The organism is Pseudomonas sp. IPO3774, from assembly GCF_013386835.1.
Lineage (GTDB): Bacteria > Pseudomonadota > Gammaproteobacteria > Pseudomonadales > Pseudomonadaceae > Aquipseudomonas.
On the sequence record NZ_JACAQY010000013.1, the window covers coordinates 219523 to 235189 of the forward strand.

Annotated in this window: 15 protein-coding genes; 5 read left to right on the forward strand and 10 right to left on the reverse strand. The window is 61.8% G+C overall.

The window, feature by feature from the left end; translation table 11 throughout:
• Positions 1 to 41 precede the first annotated feature (41 nt).
• A complete protein-coding gene (locus HYE77_RS07015) occupies positions 42 to 614 on the forward strand; it encodes a xanthine phosphoribosyltransferase (RefSeq protein ID WP_008439415.1) in 573 nt (190 codons plus the stop codon).
• A 130-nt stretch (positions 615 to 744) separates the two neighbouring features.
• Here the strand turns inward: HYE77_RS07015 and HYE77_RS07020 are convergent, their stop codons facing one another.
• The 6 genes from HYE77_RS07020 to dadA form a co-directional block, all read right to left on the reverse strand.
• A complete protein-coding gene (locus HYE77_RS07020) occupies positions 745 to 2667 on the reverse strand; it encodes an acetyl-CoA hydrolase/transferase C-terminal domain-containing protein (protein WP_003208758.1) in 1923 nt (640 codons plus the stop codon).
• Positions 2668 to 2802: 135 nt separating this feature from the next.
• Entirely contained in the window at positions 2803 to 3219 is a 417-nt protein-coding gene (locus tag HYE77_RS07025; RefSeq protein ID WP_003208757.1) for a cytochrome c5 family protein, read from the reverse strand.
• Between the two features lie 182 nt (positions 3220 to 3401).
• Positions 3402 to 3950 carry a cupin domain-containing protein gene (locus HYE77_RS07030; RefSeq protein ID WP_003208755.1) on the reverse strand — a complete coding sequence of 183 codons (549 nt, stop codon included), beginning with the start codon at positions 3948 to 3950 and terminating at the stop codon, positions 3402 to 3404.
• A gap of 116 nt (positions 3951 to 4066) precedes the next feature.
• Positions 4067 to 5143, reverse strand: a complete 1077-nt coding sequence (gene alr, locus HYE77_RS07035; protein ID WP_003208753.1) for an alanine racemase — start codon at positions 5141 to 5143, stop codon at positions 4067 to 4069.
• A gap of 80 nt (positions 5144 to 5223) precedes the next feature.
• Positions 5224 to 5577, reverse strand: coding sequence for a RidA family protein (locus HYE77_RS07040; protein ID WP_003208752.1), 354 nt, complete (start codon positions 5575 to 5577; stop codon positions 5224 to 5226).
• Positions 5549 to 6850: a D-amino acid dehydrogenase gene (gene dadA, locus HYE77_RS07045; protein WP_003208750.1), complete on the reverse strand. Its 1302-nt coding sequence runs from the start codon at positions 6848 to 6850 to the stop codon at positions 5549 to 5551. The genes HYE77_RS07040 and dadA overlap by 29 nt, the downstream gene beginning before the upstream one ends.
• 156 nt (positions 6851 to 7006) lie before the next feature.
• Between dadA and HYE77_RS07050 the strand changes: the two genes are divergently transcribed.
• The gene (locus tag HYE77_RS07050) at positions 7007 to 7495 is read left to right on the forward strand and encodes an Lrp/AsnC ligand binding domain-containing protein (protein WP_003206849.1); all 489 of its coding nucleotides are present in this window, start codon (positions 7007 to 7009) and stop codon (positions 7493 to 7495) included.
• Between the two features lie 38 nt (positions 7496 to 7533).
• Here HYE77_RS07050 and HYE77_RS07055 read toward each other — a convergent pair whose 3' ends face one another.
• Positions 7534 to 7887 carry a YkgJ family cysteine cluster protein gene (locus tag HYE77_RS07055; protein ID WP_008439419.1) on the reverse strand — a complete coding sequence of 118 codons (354 nt, stop codon included), beginning with the start codon at positions 7885 to 7887 and terminating at the stop codon, positions 7534 to 7536.
• Positions 7888 to 8002: 115 nt separating this feature from the next.
• Between HYE77_RS07055 and HYE77_RS07060 the strand changes: the two genes are divergently transcribed.
• Positions 8003 to 9295, forward strand: a complete 1293-nt coding sequence (locus HYE77_RS07060; protein ID WP_177028058.1) for an FAD-binding oxidoreductase — start codon at positions 8003 to 8005, stop codon at positions 9293 to 9295.
• Between the two features lies 1 nt (position 9296).
• On the opposite strand, the gene HYE77_RS07065 is transcribed toward HYE77_RS07060, so the two are convergent.
• Positions 9297 to 9533 carry a DUF1127 domain-containing protein gene (locus HYE77_RS07065; protein WP_023659297.1) on the reverse strand — a complete coding sequence of 79 codons (237 nt, stop codon included), beginning with the start codon at positions 9531 to 9533 and terminating at the stop codon, positions 9297 to 9299.
• 165 nt (positions 9534 to 9698) lie between these two features.
• Between HYE77_RS07065 and HYE77_RS07070 the strand changes: the two genes are divergently transcribed.
• Together HYE77_RS07070 and HYE77_RS07075 are read left to right on the forward strand one after the other, a co-directional pair.
• The gene (locus HYE77_RS07070; protein WP_008439421.1) at positions 9699 to 11123 is read left to right on the forward strand and encodes a PLP-dependent aminotransferase family protein; all 1425 of its coding nucleotides are present in this window, start codon (positions 9699 to 9701) and stop codon (positions 11121 to 11123) included.
• Positions 11124 to 11185: 62 nt separating this feature from the next.
• Positions 11186 to 12748 (forward strand): phospholipase D family protein, encoded by a 1563-nt coding sequence (locus HYE77_RS07075; RefSeq protein ID WP_177068662.1) that lies wholly within the window; start codon positions 11186 to 11188, stop codon positions 12746 to 12748.
• 124 nt (positions 12749 to 12872) lie between these two features.
• Here HYE77_RS07075 and HYE77_RS07080 read toward each other — a convergent pair whose 3' ends face one another.
• Both HYE77_RS07080 and HYE77_RS07085 read right to left on the reverse strand, forming a co-directional pair.
• Positions 12873 to 14015: an MFS transporter gene (locus tag HYE77_RS07080; RefSeq protein ID WP_177068597.1), complete on the reverse strand. Its 1143-nt coding sequence runs from the start codon at positions 14013 to 14015 to the stop codon at positions 12873 to 12875.
• Positions 14016 to 14171: 156 nt separating this feature from the next.
• Positions 14172 to 15665, reverse strand: a complete 1494-nt coding sequence (locus HYE77_RS07085) for an aldehyde dehydrogenase (protein WP_003213259.1) — start codon at positions 15663 to 15665, stop codon at positions 14172 to 14174.
• Positions 15666 to 15667: the final 2 nt, after the last annotated feature.

Genomic DNA, 15667 nt, shown 5'->3' on the forward strand with positions numbered 1-15667 from the left:
ATCTACTTTCGGCGCGTGTTGCGCCAACAGAGGAAGCTTTCGTGGAAGCACTGCACAAGAAAATTCGCGAAGAAGGCATCGTGCTTTCCGATCAGGTACTCAAGGTCGACGCCTTTCTGAACCACCAGATCGACCCGGCGCTGATGAAACTGATCGGTGACGAGTTTGCTGCGTTGTTCAAGGATTCGGGGATCACCAAGATCGTCACCATCGAAGCCTCGGGCATTGCACCGGCGATCATGACCGGCCTGAACCTCGGCGTGCCGGTGATTTTCGCCCGCAAGCAACAGTCCCTGACCCTGACCGAAAACCTGCTGTCGGCGACGGTGTATTCCTTCACCAAGAAAACCGAAAGCACCGTGGCGATTTCCCCGCGCCACCTGACCAGCAGCGACCGCGTGCTGATCATTGACGACTTTCTGGCCAACGGTAAGGCGTCCCAGGCGCTGATCTCGATCATCAAACAGGCCGGCGCGACCGTTGCAGGTTTGGGGATCGTGATCGAGAAGTCGTTCCAGGGTGGCCGTGCGGAGCTGGATGCCCAGGGTTACCGGGTTGAGTCGCTGGCGCGGGTGCAGTCGTTGGCGGGTGGGGTTGTGACCTTTATCGAGTAATCGGTGCGGGCACGGTTAAACATGTGGGAGCGGGCTTGCTCGCGAAAGCGGTGGATCAGTCGACCTATCCGGTGACTGACACACCGCTTTCGCGAGCAAGCCCGCTCCCACATTTGATCTCCTGTGTTTGTTAGTGCGCGGTAGCTTGTAGGCCCGCTAGCAACAGGCGCTGATACAAGTCCTCCTTCAACCCCTCCGGCTTATCCAGTCGCATCCGTACCAAATGCTCGGGAAACGCTTCCGGCTCCGGTGCATCCAGCGCCGCCTTGCCCAGCTCCAGAATCTCCGTCAGCTTGAATTTGCTCTTGAGCCAGTTCAACGCCCGCAACAAATCCCGCTCTTCATCGGTGAAGTCACTGCCCAGCGGATACTCCGGGAACAGCCGTGGATGCCGCGCCTGAATCCCCTGCAGACGCTCCGGCGTGTTGTCGGCAAACCGCGGATCCAGCTGGAAATCCTTCGGCAACTTCCCGGCCTTCTGCGCCTGCTCGATCAAATCTTCCTGGAACCGTGAGTCGGTGATATTCAGCAGCGCCTCGATCACCCTGGCATCAGTCTGCCCGCGTAAATCCGCGATGCCGTATTCGGTGATGACGATGTCTCGCAGGTGCCGGGGGATCGTGCAGTGGCCGTATTCCCAGACGATATTGGAACTGACCTCGCCGCCCGATTCGCGCCAGCTGCGCAGGATCAGGATCGAGCGCGCGCCTTCCAGCGCATGGCCCTGGGCGACAAAGTTGTATTGCCCGCCAACACCGCTGAGCACGCGGCCGTCTTCCAACTGGTCGGCCACGCCCGCGCCCAACAGGGTCACGGTAAACGCGCTGTTGATGAAGCGCGCATCCAGGCGCTGCAAACGCTTGAGTTCTTCCTGGCCGTACAGCTCGTTGATGTAGCTGATGCGGGTCATGTTGAATTCCAGGCGCTTGCTCTGTGGCAAGTCCCGCAAACGCTCGTAAAAGCTACGAGGCCCGAGGAAGAAGCCGCCATGCACCGAGATGCCGTCGGTCTGTGCCGCTTCGTCCAGGGTGCCGGCGTTGGCCCGCTCCTGGGTCGCGACGTCCGGGTATACCTTGCGCCGCACAATCCCGGCATCGGCCAGCACCAGCAGGCCGTTGACGAACATTTCGCTGCAACCGTACAGGCCACGGGCAAACGGCGCGACGCCGCCTTCGTGGCTGATCAGCGGTGCCCATTGGTACACATCCAGGTCGGTGAGCAACAGGCGATACGCCTCGTTATCGGCCTGGCGCGCCAGCAAGGCCGCAGTCAGTGCATCGCCCATGGAGCCGATGCCGATCTGCAAGGTACCGCCGTCGCGCACCAGGGTGCTGGCGTGCAAACCGATAAAGTGATCCTGGAAACCCACCGGCATGTTCGGGGTGGAGAACAGCGTGGTGCTGTCCTTCTCGTCGATCAGGAAGTCGAACTCATCCATGCCCAGCTCGGCGTCGCCGGGCATGTAGGGCAAATCGCTGTGAACCTGGCCCACCACCAGGATGGTTTCACCGGCCTCGCGGCGCTTGGCGATCATCGGCAACAGGTCGAGGGTGATGTCGGGGTTGCAGCTCAGGCTCAGGCGATCCGGATGTTCGGCGCTGCTGGCCACCAGTTGCGCGACGAGGTTCAGGCCGGCGGCATTGATATCACGGGCGGCGTGGCTGTAGTTGCTGCTGACGTAATCCTGCTGCGCCGAAAGGCTGTGAAGCAAACTGCCGGGCTGCATGAAGAACTGCTGCACGTGAATGTTCGACGGCAGGCTGTCCTTGCGCAGTGCGGCGAGGAAGTCCAGCTCGGGATAGTCACCGAAGACCCGTTCGATAAAGGGCTCGAGAAAGCGCTTCTGCAAACCATCGCCCAAGGTAGGGCGACCCAGGGCCAGGGCTGTGTAGATGGTCAGCGCCCGGTCCGGCAACTTGGCGATACGCCGGTACAGCGCGTTGACGAACAGGTTGGGTTTGCCCAGGCCCAGGGGCATGCCCATGTGAATATGCGCCGGCAGCCGTGCCAGTACGTCGTCGACTGCTTGCTCGATTGAACACAACTGCACCATCCGACTTCTCCCGAACATTCCATGAATTGGGGTTGGACCGAGCTTGCCGGGTCTTTGCTGCAAAGAACAGCCTCAAAAGGCAAATCGCGGGCACAAAAAAGCCGCTGGTCAGCGGCTCTTTTGGCGAAGATCGGTTTATTTCAGACCCGACATCTTCTCGATCGCGCCTTTAAGCTCGGCATCCGAGCAATCGGCGCAGGTGCCTTTTGGCGGCATGGCGTTCAGACCGGTAATGGCCTTGGCCAGCAGACCATCGAGGCCACCCTGATGGTCCGCGCGGTCTTTCCAGGCGGCGGTGTCACCGATTTTCGGTGCGCCCAACAGGCCGGTACCGTGGCAAGCGTTGCAGTGCTTGGCGATTACGTCATCCGGCGATTTCGCACCGCCGCCGCCGCCCGCAGCCACTGCCACTTCCATCCCCTTGCACTCTTGCCCCTGGACGCACACCTGGCCTACAGGCTCCAGGCGCTTGGCAATTTCATCATTGGTCGCAGCTTGAGCGCTGACAGCCCATAGGGCCAGTACGGTTGCTGGTGCAGCCAGCATTTTCATAATTAGGTTCACGCGTTCACCCTCAATGGTGGCTATTCACGCCTGCGGCCACGGTTTCGCAGGCGGCGAAAGTATAACGGTTAGCCCGCCCCGCCGAAACAACCCTATTAACCAAGGGGAGATTCAGCAAGACAGAATGCTGCTACGGGCGTCTCTGCGACATAGGCAGGACGCCTCTTTTCTTAAAAGTTCGCGGGTGTGGCTGCGCTGATTAGTCGCGCCGGCACTTCGAACGGATTGCGAAAACGGTGCGGCTTGGTGCTTTCAAAGTAGTAGCTATCGCCGGCTTCGAGCACAAAAGTTTCAAGGCCGACCACCAGCTCCAGGCGACCTTCCACCAGGATCCCGGTTTCCTCGCCCTCGTGGGTGAGCATCTCTTCGCCGGTATCAGCGCCTGGCGGGTAGATCTCGTTGAGGAACGCAATCGCCCGGCTCGGATGCGCGCGGCCCACCAGTTTCATGGTGACGGCGCCGTCGGAGATATCGATCAGCTCATTGGCTTTATAGACGATCTGGGTCGGTTTTTCCTGGAGGATCTCCTCGGAAAAGAACTCCACCATCGACATGGGAATGCCGCCCAGCACCTTGCGCAAGGAGCTGATGGAGGGGCTGACACTGTTTTTTTCGATCATCGAAATGGTGCTGTTGGTGACGCCCGCGCGCTTGGCTAGCTCACGCTGGGAAAGACCTTTCAGTTTACGGATGGATTGCAGTCGTTCGCCGACGTCCAATGCAGGAGCCTCCTAGGATTCAGGCGTTGTTGTAATTGAGCGTTATCATGGCGACAGCGTTCAGTATTTACAACACTTTGGCCTAAATCCCGGGATCTGCCATTCGTGGGTGCCGCTCAAGCGCCGGAATAGAGCCGTGGCACTCGGCGCAGGTTGCAGAAGATCTGGTACGGAATGGTGTCGGCGGCGGTGGCAACGTCACTGGCGAGGATGTTTTTGCCCCACAATTCGACGGTGGAACCGAGCCCGGCCTGGGGCACGTCGGTCAGGTCGACACACAGCATGTCCATCGACACACGGCCCAGCAACTGGCTGCGCTGGCCGGCCACCAGCACCGGGGTGCCGGTGGGTGCGTGGCGCGGGTAGCCGTCGGCGTAGCCCATGGCAACTACCCCGATGCGCATCGGTTTCGGGGTAATGAACCTGGCGCCGTAGCCCACAGGTTCGCCGGCCGGCAGTTCACGTACGCAGATGACTTTCGATTCGAGGGTCATCACCGGCTGCAAACGCGCGGCGATGGCCTGGCCTTCGCCAAACGGCGTGGCGCCGTAGAGCATGATGCCCGGGCGTACCCAGTCACTGGAAACGTTCGGCCAGCCCAGCACCGACGGCGAGTTGCGCAGGCTGACCTGGGCCGACAAGCCCTGGCGCGCCGCTTCAAACACCGCTACTTGCTCTTCGCTGCTGGTGCTGTCCAGCTCATCGGCGCGGGCGAAGTGGCTCATCAGCACGATCTTCGCGACTTTGCCGCTGGCCAGCAGGCGCTGGTAAGCGTCGTGATAATCCTTGGGGTGCAAGCCAACACGGTGCATGCCCGAATCTAGCTTGAGCCAGACGGTCAGCGGCTTGCTGAGTTGCGCCTGTTCAATCGCGTCCAGCTGCCACAGCGAATGCACCACGCACCAGAAATCATGTTCGATGATCAGCGGCAGCTCGTCGGCTTCGAAAAAACCTTCGAGCAACAGCACCGGCCCGCGGATCCCGGCAGCCCGCAGCTCCAGCGCTTCCTCGATGCAGGCCACGGCAAACCCGTCCGCTTCGGCTTCCAGCGCCTGGGCAACGCGCACGGCACCGTGGCCGTAGGCGTCCGCCTTGATCACGGCGAGGGCCTTGGCCCCACCCGTGACTTCACGGGCCAGTTGGTAGTTATGGCGCAGGGCTTGGAGGTCGATCAGGGCACGGGCAGGACGCATGGCGGCAGGCTTCTAGGCGGCGGTGGGAAGAAAAAACCGGTACCCGCTGACAACGCAGGCACCGGGAGAGGATTTTTTGCTTACGGCAGAGCGGCCACAACCGACAGCTCCACCAGGATTTCCGGTTCGCAGAGTTTCGCTTCAACCGTGGCACGGGCCGGCGCGACGCCTTTTGGCAGCCACTTGTCCCATACCGCGTTCATCCCGGCGAAATCGGCGTCAATGTCTTTCAGGTAGATGGTCACCGACAGCAGCTTGGTCTTGTCGGTACCGGCCAGGTCCAGCAAACGCTCAATATTGACGAGGGTTTCGCGGGTCTGCTGTTCAATCCCGGCACTCATGTCGTCGCCGACCTGCCCTGCCAGATACACGGTACCGCTGTGAACAACGATCTGGCTCATGCGCTCATTGGTGAGCTGGCGCTGGATTGACATGTTTTGCAGACTCCTGGTGGTTGCCATAACGGGAAATATCGAGGCCTTCGGCACTGATTTGCGGGGTTTTCTTCGCCATCAGGTCGGCCAGCAAACGACCAGAGCCACAGGCCATGGTCCAACCGAGGGTGCCGTGGCCGGTGTTCAGAAACAGGTTTTTGAACGGGGTAGCACCCACGATCGGCGTGCCGTCTGGCGTGGTCGGGCGCAGGCCGGTCCAGAAACTGGCCTGGCTCAAATCACCGCCCTGAGGATAAAGGTCGTTGACGATCATCTCCAGGGTTTCCCGCCGACGCGGGTTCAGCGACAGGTCAAAACCGGCTATCTCAGCCATGCCACCGACGCGAATACGGTTGTCGAAACGGGTGATCGCGACCTTGTAGGTCTCATCGAGAATGGTCGAGGTCGGGGCCATCGCCGGGTTGGTGATCGGCACGGTCATCGAGTAACCCTTGAGCGGGTACACCGGCGCCTTGATTCCCAGCGGCTTGAGCAATTTCGGCGAGTAGCTGCCGAGGGCCAGCACGTAGCGGTCGGCAGTTTCCAGCTTGCCGTCGATCCACACGCCGTTGATCCGGTCACCGGCGTAGTCCAGGCGCTGGATATCTTGCTCGAAGCGGAATTCGACACCCAGTTGCTTGCACATGTCGGCAAGACGGGTGGTAAACATCTGACAGTCGCCGGTCTGGTCATTCGGCAGGCGCAGGGCACCGGCGAGGATATCGGTGACGCTGGCCAGGGCTGGTTCAACCCGGGCAATGCCGGCGCGGTCCAGCAGCTCGTAAGGCACACCGGACTCTTTCAACACGGCGATGTCCTTGGCAGCACCGTCCAGCTGAGCCTGGGTACGGAACAGTTGGGTAGTCCCCAGGGTGCGCCCTTCGTAGGCGATGCCGGTCTCGGCACGCAGCTCGTCGATGCAATCGCGGCTGTATTCGGACAGGCGCACCATACGCTCCTTGTTCACCGCATAACGGCTGGCGGTGCAGTTGCGCAGCATCTGCGCCATCCACAGGTACTGGTCGATATCGGCAGTGGCCTTGATCGCCAGGGGTGCGTGGCGCTCCAGCAGCCATTTGATGGCCTTGAGCGGCACACCCGGCGCAGCCCAAGGCGAGGCGTAGCCCGGCGAGATCTGCCCGGCGTTGGCGAAACTGGTCTCCATGGCCACAGCCGGCTGACGGTCGACCACGACCACTTCAAAACCAGCTCGTGCCAAATAGTAGGCACTGGCCACGCCAATGACACCGCTACCCAAGACCAGAACGCGCATTTTTATTCCCTCATCACGGCTTGACCGCTGACGTTTGTTGTTCAGCACAAAGATGTGGGCAGTATAAAAAGCAATCACCAGTGCATTTCACTATATAACTGCCTATATTTGGCGACAATTCTCGGCAAAAACCCTTTTCACGGAGGAGCATCCCCTATGCGGACCAACACTCAGACCAAGCGGGAGCTGGACAAGATCGACCGCAACATCCTGCGCATCCTGCAGGCCGACGGGCGAATTTCGTTTACGGAGCTGGGGGAAAAGGTCGGGCTATCGACCACGCCCTGCACCGAGCGGGTCCGGCGCCTGGAGCGCGAAGGGATCATCATGGGCTACAACGCCCGGCTCAACCCGCAGCATTTGAAGGGCAGCCTGCTGGTGTTTGTCGAGATCAGCCTCGACTACAAGTCCGGCGACACCTTTGAAGAATTCCGACGCGCCGTGCTGAAACTGCCCCACGTGCTGGAGTGCCACCTGGTGTCGGGGGATTTCGACTATCTGGTGAAGGCGCGCATTTCGGAGATGGCGTCGTACCGCAAGTTGCTCGGCGATATCCTGCTCAAGCTGCCCCACGTACGGGAGTCCAAGAGCTATATCGTGATGGAAGAGGTGAAAGAGAGCCTGAACCTGCCGATCCCGGATTAAGACAGCACCACAGGCCAATGTGGGAGCGGGGACATCCGCTAGACCAAGACCTGACGCGTCGACGCCATGTACGCATGAATCTGCTTTTCCACCCGTGGGTGGATCAACTCCACCGGGCGGCGGTCGTTGGGGCATGGCAAGGTCGGCGTGGTGCCGAACAAGCGGCAAATCAGCGGGCGCTCGTCGTACACGGTGCAGCCATTGGGGCCAAGGTGCACGCAGTTGAGCTCGTCCATCGCCGCTTCCTGCTCGGCAGCGGTCTTGCGCGGCAGGCGCGACATTTCCTCGGTGGACGTGGTCACCGGCCCACAGCAGTCGTGGCAACCCGGGACACACTCGAACGAGGGAATCTGCCGGCGCAGCGCGTTGACTTTCTGACTGTTGCAACTCATCGACACAGGGACCGAACGGCGAATAGGCGTGGATTCTGCCCTAAAAGCCCCCGGTGAGACAGCTTCGCCCGACCGCTGTATCCTGCGTCAAATTTTCCAAACAGGGATGCTCCCCATGACCGCCAGCGCCCGGCACGCCAATTCCTACTACGCCGCCAGCAGTTTCCCGCAGCCTGATTATCCGGTGCTGACAGGTGAAATCGTGGCCGATGTGTGCGTGGTCGGCGGCGGCTTTTCGGGGCTCAACACTGCTCTGGAACTGGCCGAACGGGGTTTCAGCGTAGTCCTGCTGGAAGCCCGCAAGATTGCCTGGGGCGCCAGCGGGCGCAATGGCGGGCAACTGATTCGTGGCGTCGGTCATGGCCTGGATCAGTTCACCAACGTCATCGGCACCGAGGGCGTGCGCCAGATGAAATTGATGGGCCTGGAAGCCGTGGAAATCGTGCGCCAGCGGGTCGAGCGTTCGCAGATCGCCTGCGACCTGACTTGGGGCTACTGCGACTTGGCCAACAAACCCCGCGACCTGGAACACCTGGCCGCCGACGCCGAAGAGCTGCGAAGCCTCGGTTATCGCCACGAAGTGCGCCTGCTGCAAGCGGGCGAAATGCGCAGCGTGATCGGTTCCAACCGCTATGTTGGTGGCATGATCGACATGGGCTCCGGCCACCTGCACCCGCTGAACCTGGCTCTCGGCGAGGCAGCCGCTGCACAGCAGTTGGGCGTCCAGTTGTTCGAGCATTCCGAGGCGGTGCGGATCGATTACGGCCCGGAGGTCAACGTACACACCGCCCAGGGCAATGTGCGCGCCAAGACCCTGGTGCTGGGCTGCAATGCTTATTTGAACGGCCTCAACCCGCATCTGAGCGGCAAGGTGCTGCCCGCCGGCAGCTACATCATCGCCACCGAGCCCTTGAGCGAAGCCCAGGCAGCCGAGTTGCTGCCGCAAAACATGGCGGTGTGTGACCAGCGGGTGACGGTGGATTACTTCCGGCTATCCGCCGACCGACGCTTGCTGTTCGGCGGTGCCTGCCATTACTCCGGACGGGATCCGAAGGACATCGGTGCCTATATGCGTCCGAAAATGCTGCAGGTGTTTCCACAACTGGCCAACGTGAAAATCGACTACCAGTGGGGCGGGATGATCGGCATTGGCGCCAACCGCCTGCCGCAGATTGGCCGACTGGCCGACCAGCCCAATGTGTATTTCGCCCAGGCCTATGCCGGCCATGGCCTCAACGCCACCCACCTGGCAGGCAAACTGTTGGGCGAAGCCATCAGCGGCCAGCAAAGCGGGCGCTTTGACCTGTTTGCCAAGGTGCCGCACATCACTTTCCCGGGCGGCAAGCATTTGCGCTCGCCGCTGCTGGCGCTGGGAATGCTCTGGCACCGATTGAAAGAACTGGTCTGAATCAGCCGCGCCAGAAGGGCTTCAAGCCTTCCCGGCGCGCCTGCTCGGCACTCAAGCCTACGTCTCGCAGTTGCTCGGGGGTCAGCTCCAGCAAGGTTTTGCGCGTATGCATGCGGTGCCAGAACAACGCCCATGAACTGAGTGTGGGGGCCTTGGTACGCGCCGCCATGCGCCGCTCCTGCCCGGCTTCCAGTTCCTGACTGTGTAACGCCAACCGCACATCGCTCATACCGCTCATTTTCCTGCCCCTCATTAACGTGTTGCCATGAGTACGTAGGATGAGCCGGCGCGTAAAACCATGACAGATTCAACCACCCTGTATTAAATCCATACAGATACTGCCTATCGGCCGCTGAATCCTGTATTTTCAGCCTATCTGTACTGGTAACCGGGAAGCACCGCCATGACCCTATACGTCAACCTCGCCGAACTGTTGGGCACGCGCATCGAGCAGGGCTTCTATCGCCCGGGCGACAGATTGCCGTCAGTTCGGGCCTTGAGTGTGGAGCATGGGGTCAGCCTGAGCACCGTGCAGCAGGCCTACCGCGTACTGGAAGACAACGGCCTGGCGATGCCCAAACCCAAATCCGGCTACTTCGTACCGGTGGGCCGCGACTTGCCGGCATTGCCCGCCGTAGGCCGCCCGGCCCAGCGCCCGGTGGAAATTTCCCAGTGGGACCAAGTGCTGGAGCTGATCCGCGCGGTGCCACGCAAAGACGCCATACAGTTGGGCCGGGGCATGCCGGATGTATTGTCGCCGACCATGAAACCCCTGCTACGCAGCCTCGCCCGGATCAGTCGGCGCCAGGACATGCCGGGGCTGTATTACGACACTATCCACGGCAACCTGGACCTGCGTGAACAGATTGCCCGCCTGATGCTCGATTCAGGCTGCCAACTGACGCCCCAGGACCTGGTGATCACCACCGGCTGCCACGAGGCCCTGTCCGCCAGCATCCACGCCATTTGCGAGCCCGGCGACATCGTTGCCGTCGACTCGCCAAGCTTCCACGGCGCCATGCAAACCCTGAAGGGCCTGGGCATGAAAGCCCTGGAAATCCCGACCGACCCACTCACCGGTATCAGCCTGGAAGCGCTGGAACTGGCACTGGAACAATGGCCGATCAAAGTCATACAGTTGACCCCCAACTGCAACAACCCACTGGGCTACATCATGCCGGAGTCGCGCAAACGCGCACTGCTGACCCTGGCCCAGCGCTTTGACGTGGCGATCATCGAAGACGACGTGTATGGCGAACTGGCCTACAGCTACCCGCGGCCACGCACCATCAAGTCCTTCGACGAAGATGGCCGCGTCGTACTGTGCAGCTCTTTCTCGAAGACCCTCGCACCCGGCCTGCGGATTGGCTGGGTCGCACCCGGTCGCTATCTGGAGCGTGTGCTGCACATGAAATACATCAGCACCGGCTCCACCGCGACCCAGCCGCAGATCGCAATTGCCGAGTTTCTGAAAGGTGGACATTTCGAGCCACATTTGCGGCGGATGCGCACGCAATACCAGCGCAATCGCGACCTGATGCTCGATTGGGTCAGCCGCTATTTCCCGGCGGGCACCCGCGCCAGCCGCCCCCAGGGCAGTTTCATGCTGTGGGTGGAACTGCCGGAAGGCTTCGATACCCTGAAACTCAACCGGCTGCTGGTGGATGAAGGTGTACAGATTGCCGTGGGAAGTATCTTTTCCGCCTCCGGCAAGTACAGGAACTGCCTGCGCATGAACTACGCTGCCAAACCAACGCCGCAGATTGAAGAGGCTGTACGCAAGGTCGGCGCGACCGCCATCCGGTTGCTGGCCGAAGCGATGGACTGACCTTTTACGGGAAATAGCCGTCATATGCCGACAATCGCCCTGATTCGGAACCCATGTCATTGATGACCCACCGGCTATTACCGTTTTTCCTGCTGGGCATCCTGGCCCTGGGCGGCTGCGCCACCATCGACACGCCACGCACACCCAGCGAGGCGCTGCCGGCCAGCGAATCTTCCTTCGGCCGCTCGATCCAGGCCCAGGCCGCCCCCTACAAAGGCCGCTCCGGGTTCCGCCTGCTGCCCAACAGCAGCGAAGCCTTCATGGCCCGCGCCGAACTGATCCGCAACGCCCAGACCAGCCTCGACTTGCAGTACTACATCGTCCACGACGGCATCAGCACCCGCATGCTCGTGGATGAACTGCTCAAGGCCGCCGACCGTGGCGTGCGCGTGCGCATCCTGCTGGACGACACCACGAGCGACGGCCTGGACCAGATCATCGCCACCCTCGCCGCCCACCCGCAGATCCAGATTCGCCTGTTCAACCCGCTGCACCTGGGCCGCAGCACCGGCGTGACGCGGGCCATGGCACGGCTGTTCGACCTGTCGCTGCAACACCGGCGCATGCACAACAAGCTGTGGCTGGCAGACAACAGCGTGGCCATCGTCGGCGGGCGCAACCTGGGGGATGAGTATTTCGACGCCGAGCCCAACCTCAACTTCACCGATATCGACATGCTCAGCGTGGGCCCGGTGGCCGAGCAACTGGGCCACAGTTTCGATCAGTACTGGAACAGTGCCCTGAGCAAACCCATTGGTGACTTCGTCAGCAGCGCTTCCAAAGGCGACCTGGCCAGTGCCCGCGTACGCCTGGAAGATTCCCTTGCCGAGTCTCGCCAACAAAACCATGCCCTGTACAACCGCCTGCGCACCTACAAGACCCAGCCGCGCATGGACATCTGGCGCCGTGAGCTGATCTGGGCCTGGAACCAGGCACTGTGGGATGCGCCGAGCAAGGTGCTGGCCAAGGCTGATCCGGATCCACGGCTGCTGCTGACGACCCAACTGGCGCCGGAGTTGGAAGGTGTCAGCCATGAGCTGATGATGATTTCGGCTTACTTCGTGCCCGGGCAGCCCGGGCTGGTGTACCTGACCGGGCGTGCGGACGCCGGCGTATCGGTAAGCCTGCTGACCAATTCCCTGGAAGCCACCGACGTACCGGCCGTGCACGGCGGTTATGCGCCCTATCGCAAGGCGCTGCTGGAACACGGGGTGAAGCTATACGAGTTGCGCCGCCAGCCGGGAGACGGTGGCGGCAGCGGCCCTCATCTGTTCCGCAAAGGTACATTCCACGGTTCGGATTCCAGCCTGCACAGCAAGGCGATCATCTTTGATCGGGAGAAATCCTTCATCGGCTCATTCAACTTCGACCCGCGCTCGGTGCTGTGGAACACCGAAGTCGGGGTGCTGGTGGACAGTCCCGAACTGGCGGAACACGTGCGCAACCTGGCACTGGAGGGCATGGCGCCCCCGTTGAGCTATCAGGCGAAGCTGCAGAATGGCCAGGTGGTATGGGTGACCGAAGACAACGGCCAACTGCACACCCTGACCCGAGAACCCGGCAGTTGGTGGCGCCGGTTCAATGCCTGGTTTGCCACATCCGTCGGGCTGGAACGCATGCTTTAAGAACAGCGACGGGACCTGTGGGAGCTGGCTTGCCTGCGATGGCGGAGTGTCAGTTTACGTATCCGGCGCTGACACTCCGCCATCGCGGGCAAGCCCGGCTCCCACAGGTGATCGCATTTCAAGTTCAGGCGGGTTGTGTGGCGCCGAATGCACCTTGGCGCAGCAACAGAATCACCAACCCCAACGCCCCCGCCGCCATCAACAACGGCAACGCATGCCCGCTGATCCACTGGCTGCCGGCACCGGCCACCAGCGGGCCGATCAGGCAGCCAATGCCCCACAGCTGCGCGATATGCGCATTGGCGCGCACCAGCGCGTCGTCGCGGTAGCGCTCGCCAATCAGGATCAGCGACAGGGTGAATAACCCGCCGGCACTGGCCCCGAACAGCACCCACACCGGCCAGATCATCAGCGTATCGAGCAACAGCGGAATCGCCAGGCTCGTCACCAGCAGCATCAGCGCGCAGCCGAGAAACAGCGTGCGCCGAGGCAGGTAGTCCGCCAGCGCGCCAATCGGCAGTTGCAGCAACGCATCACCGACCACCACCGTGCTGACCATCGCCAGAGCAATCTCGGCGGTGAAACCCTGTTGCAGGCAATACACCGGCAACAACGTAAGAATCATCGCCTCGAATGCGGCGAACAACGCCACCGCCCAGGCAATCGCCGGCAAGCCCTGGCAGAAGCGCAGCAGGTCGCCAAAGGTCACGCTGAAAGACTCGGCAGTCGGCGCACCGGAACGGCCCAGCAGCAGGATCGGCGAGCACGTCAGCAGACCGACACCCACCCAGAAGCCAATATCGTTGTCCGTACCCAGCGCGCCCAGCAGCAACGGGCCCGACAGCTGGCTCAAGGCATAGCTGCAGCCATACAGCGCCACCAGACGGCCGCGCCAACGTTCGATCACCAGTTGGTTGATCCAGCTTTCGCCGAGGATAAACACGATGGTCAGGATCACCCCGATCATCAGCCGCAACACCAGCCATACCGGGTAGCTGGGCAATACCGCCAGCAAGCCGATGGAAATCGCCCCCGCCCACAGGCACAGGCGCATCAGGTTCGCCGTGCCCAGGCGCGAGGCCAGGCCGCTGGAGACCTTGGCACCCAGCAGCACACCGAAGGCCGGCATCGCCGCCATGACTCCGATGGCGAAGCTGCCATAGCCCCAGCTTTCCAGGCGCAGGGACACCAGCGGCATGCTCACGCCCAAGGCCAGGCCCACGCTCAAGACCGACGCCAACACGGCGAAATAGGTCGCCCAACGCATTTCCACGCTCCTGTGGATGATTTGGAGATCACACAAAACAGTGTGGGAGCGGGCTTGCTCGCGAATGCGGTGTACCAGTCAATACATCAGCGACTGTGATACCTCATTCGCGAGCAAGCCCGCTCCCACATTTTTTACAGCGGTGTTCCTGGAGGCTTACAACTTGATCCAGGTCGCCTTCAGCTCGGTGTACTTGTCGAACGCGTGCAGCGACTTGTCGCGGCCGTTACCCGACTGCTTGAAACCACCGAACGGTGCGGTCATGTCGCCGCCATCGTACTGGTTGACCCACACGCTGCCGGCACGCAGTGCCTTGGCGGTCAGGTGTGCCTTGGAGATGTTCGACGTCCACACTGCAGCGGCCAGGCCGTATTGGGTGTCGTTGGCGATCGCAATGGCTTCTTCCACGCTGTCGAAGGCAATCACCGACAGCACCGGGCCGAAGATTTCTTCCTGGGCGATCTTCATGGCGTTGGTCACGCCGTCGAAAATCGTCGGCTCGACATAGGTACCACCGCTTTCCTGCAGCGTGCGCTTGCCGCCGGCCACCAGCTTGGCGCCATCGGCATGCCCGGCTTCGATGTACGACAGCACGGTGTTCATCTGCTGGGTATCCACCAGCGCACCGACCGTGGTGGCCGGGTCCAGCGGGTTGCCCGGCTTCCAGGCCTTGAGGGCCTCGATCACCAGCGGCAGGAATTTATCCTTGATCGAACGCTCCACCAGCAGGCGCGAACCAGCGGTGCACACTTCGCCCTGGTTGAAGGCGATGGCGCCAGCCGCGGATTCGGCGGCGGCTTGCAGGTCCGGGGCATCGGCAAACACGATGTTCGGGCTCTTGCCGCCAGCTTCCAGCCAGACGCGCTTCATGTTCGACTCGCCGGAGCGAATCAGCAGTTGCTTGGCAATCTTGGTGGAACCGGTGAACACCAGGGTGTCGACGTCCATGTGCAACGCCAGGGCGTTGCCCACGGTGTGGCCATAACCCGGCAGCACATTGAACACGCCTTTCGGGATGCCGGCTTCAACCGCGAGGGCAGCGATGCGGATGGCAGTCAGCGGTGATTTTTCAGACGGCTTGAGGATCACCGAGTTACCGGTGGACAACGCCGGCCCGAGTTTCCAGCAGGCCATCATCAGCGGGAAGTTCCACGGCACGATGGCCGCGACAACGCCGACGGGCTCACGGGTCACCAGGCCCAGCTGGTCGTGAGGGGTGGCTGCGACTTCATCGTAGATCTTGTCGATGGCCTCGCCGCTCCAGCTCAGCGCTTGCGCCGCGCCTGGGACGTCGATGTTCAGGGAGTCGCTGATCGGCTTGCCCATGTCCAGGGTTTCAAGCAGTGCCAGCTCTTCGGCGTTGGCCTTGAGCAGGCCGGCGAAACGGATCATGGTGGCTTTGCGCTTGGCTGGCGCCAGGCGCGACCAGGCACCGGAATTGAACGTGGCACGGGCGTTTTCTACGGCACGCTGGGCGTCGGCGACGTCACAGCTGGCAACGGTTGCCAGCAGGCGGCCATCGACTGGGCTCAGGCATTCGAACGTGTCGCCGGAAACGGCGGCGGTGTATTCGCCATTGATGTAGGCGCGGCCTTCGATCTTCAGATCCTTGGCGCGTTGTTCCCAGTCGGCACGGGTCAGGGTGGTCATGC

Coding starts and splice junctions, on each gene's coding strand:
- HYE77_RS07020 (WP_003208758.1), bottom strand. CDS start 2,667: ATGGTGCAGTTGTGTTCAATCGAGCAAGCAGTCGACGACGTACTGGCA.
- HYE77_RS07025 (WP_003208757.1), bottom strand. CDS start 3,219: ATGAAAATGCTGGCTGCACCAGCAACCGTACTGGCCCTATGGGCTGTC.
- alr (WP_003208753.1), bottom strand. CDS start 5,143: ATGCGTCCTGCCCGTGCCCTGATCGACCTCCAAGCCCTGCGCCATAAC.
- HYE77_RS07040 (WP_003208752.1), bottom strand. CDS start 5,577: ATGTCAATCCAGCGCCAGCTCACCAATGAGCGCATGAGCCAGATCGTT.
- dadA (WP_003208750.1), bottom strand. CDS start 6,850: ATGCGCGTTCTGGTCTTGGGTAGCGGTGTCATTGGCGTGGCCAGTGCC.
- HYE77_RS07050 (WP_003206849.1), top strand. CDS start 7,007: ATGCGGACCAACACTCAGACCAAGCGGGAGCTGGACAAGATCGACCGC.
- HYE77_RS07055 (WP_008439419.1), bottom strand. CDS start 7,887: ATGAGTTGCAACAGTCAGAAAGTCAACGCGCTGCGCCGGCAGATTCCC.
- HYE77_RS07060 (WP_177028058.1), top strand. CDS start 8,003: ATGACCGCCAGCGCCCGGCACGCCAATTCCTACTACGCCGCCAGCAGT.
- HYE77_RS07065 (WP_023659297.1), bottom strand. CDS start 9,533: ATGAGCGGTATGAGCGATGTGCGGTTGGCGTTACACAGTCAGGAACTG.
- HYE77_RS07070 (WP_008439421.1), top strand. CDS start 9,699: ATGACCCTATACGTCAACCTCGCCGAACTGTTGGGCACGCGCATCGAG.
- HYE77_RS07075 (WP_177068662.1), top strand. CDS start 11,186: ATGACCCACCGGCTATTACCGTTTTTCCTGCTGGGCATCCTGGCCCTG.
- HYE77_RS07080 (WP_177068597.1), bottom strand. CDS start 14,015: ATGCGTTGGGCGACCTATTTCGCCGTGTTGGCGTCGGTCTTGAGCGTG.
- HYE77_RS07085 (WP_003213259.1), bottom strand. CDS start 15,665: ATGACCACCCTGACCCGTGCCGACTGGGAACAACGCGCCAAGGATCTG.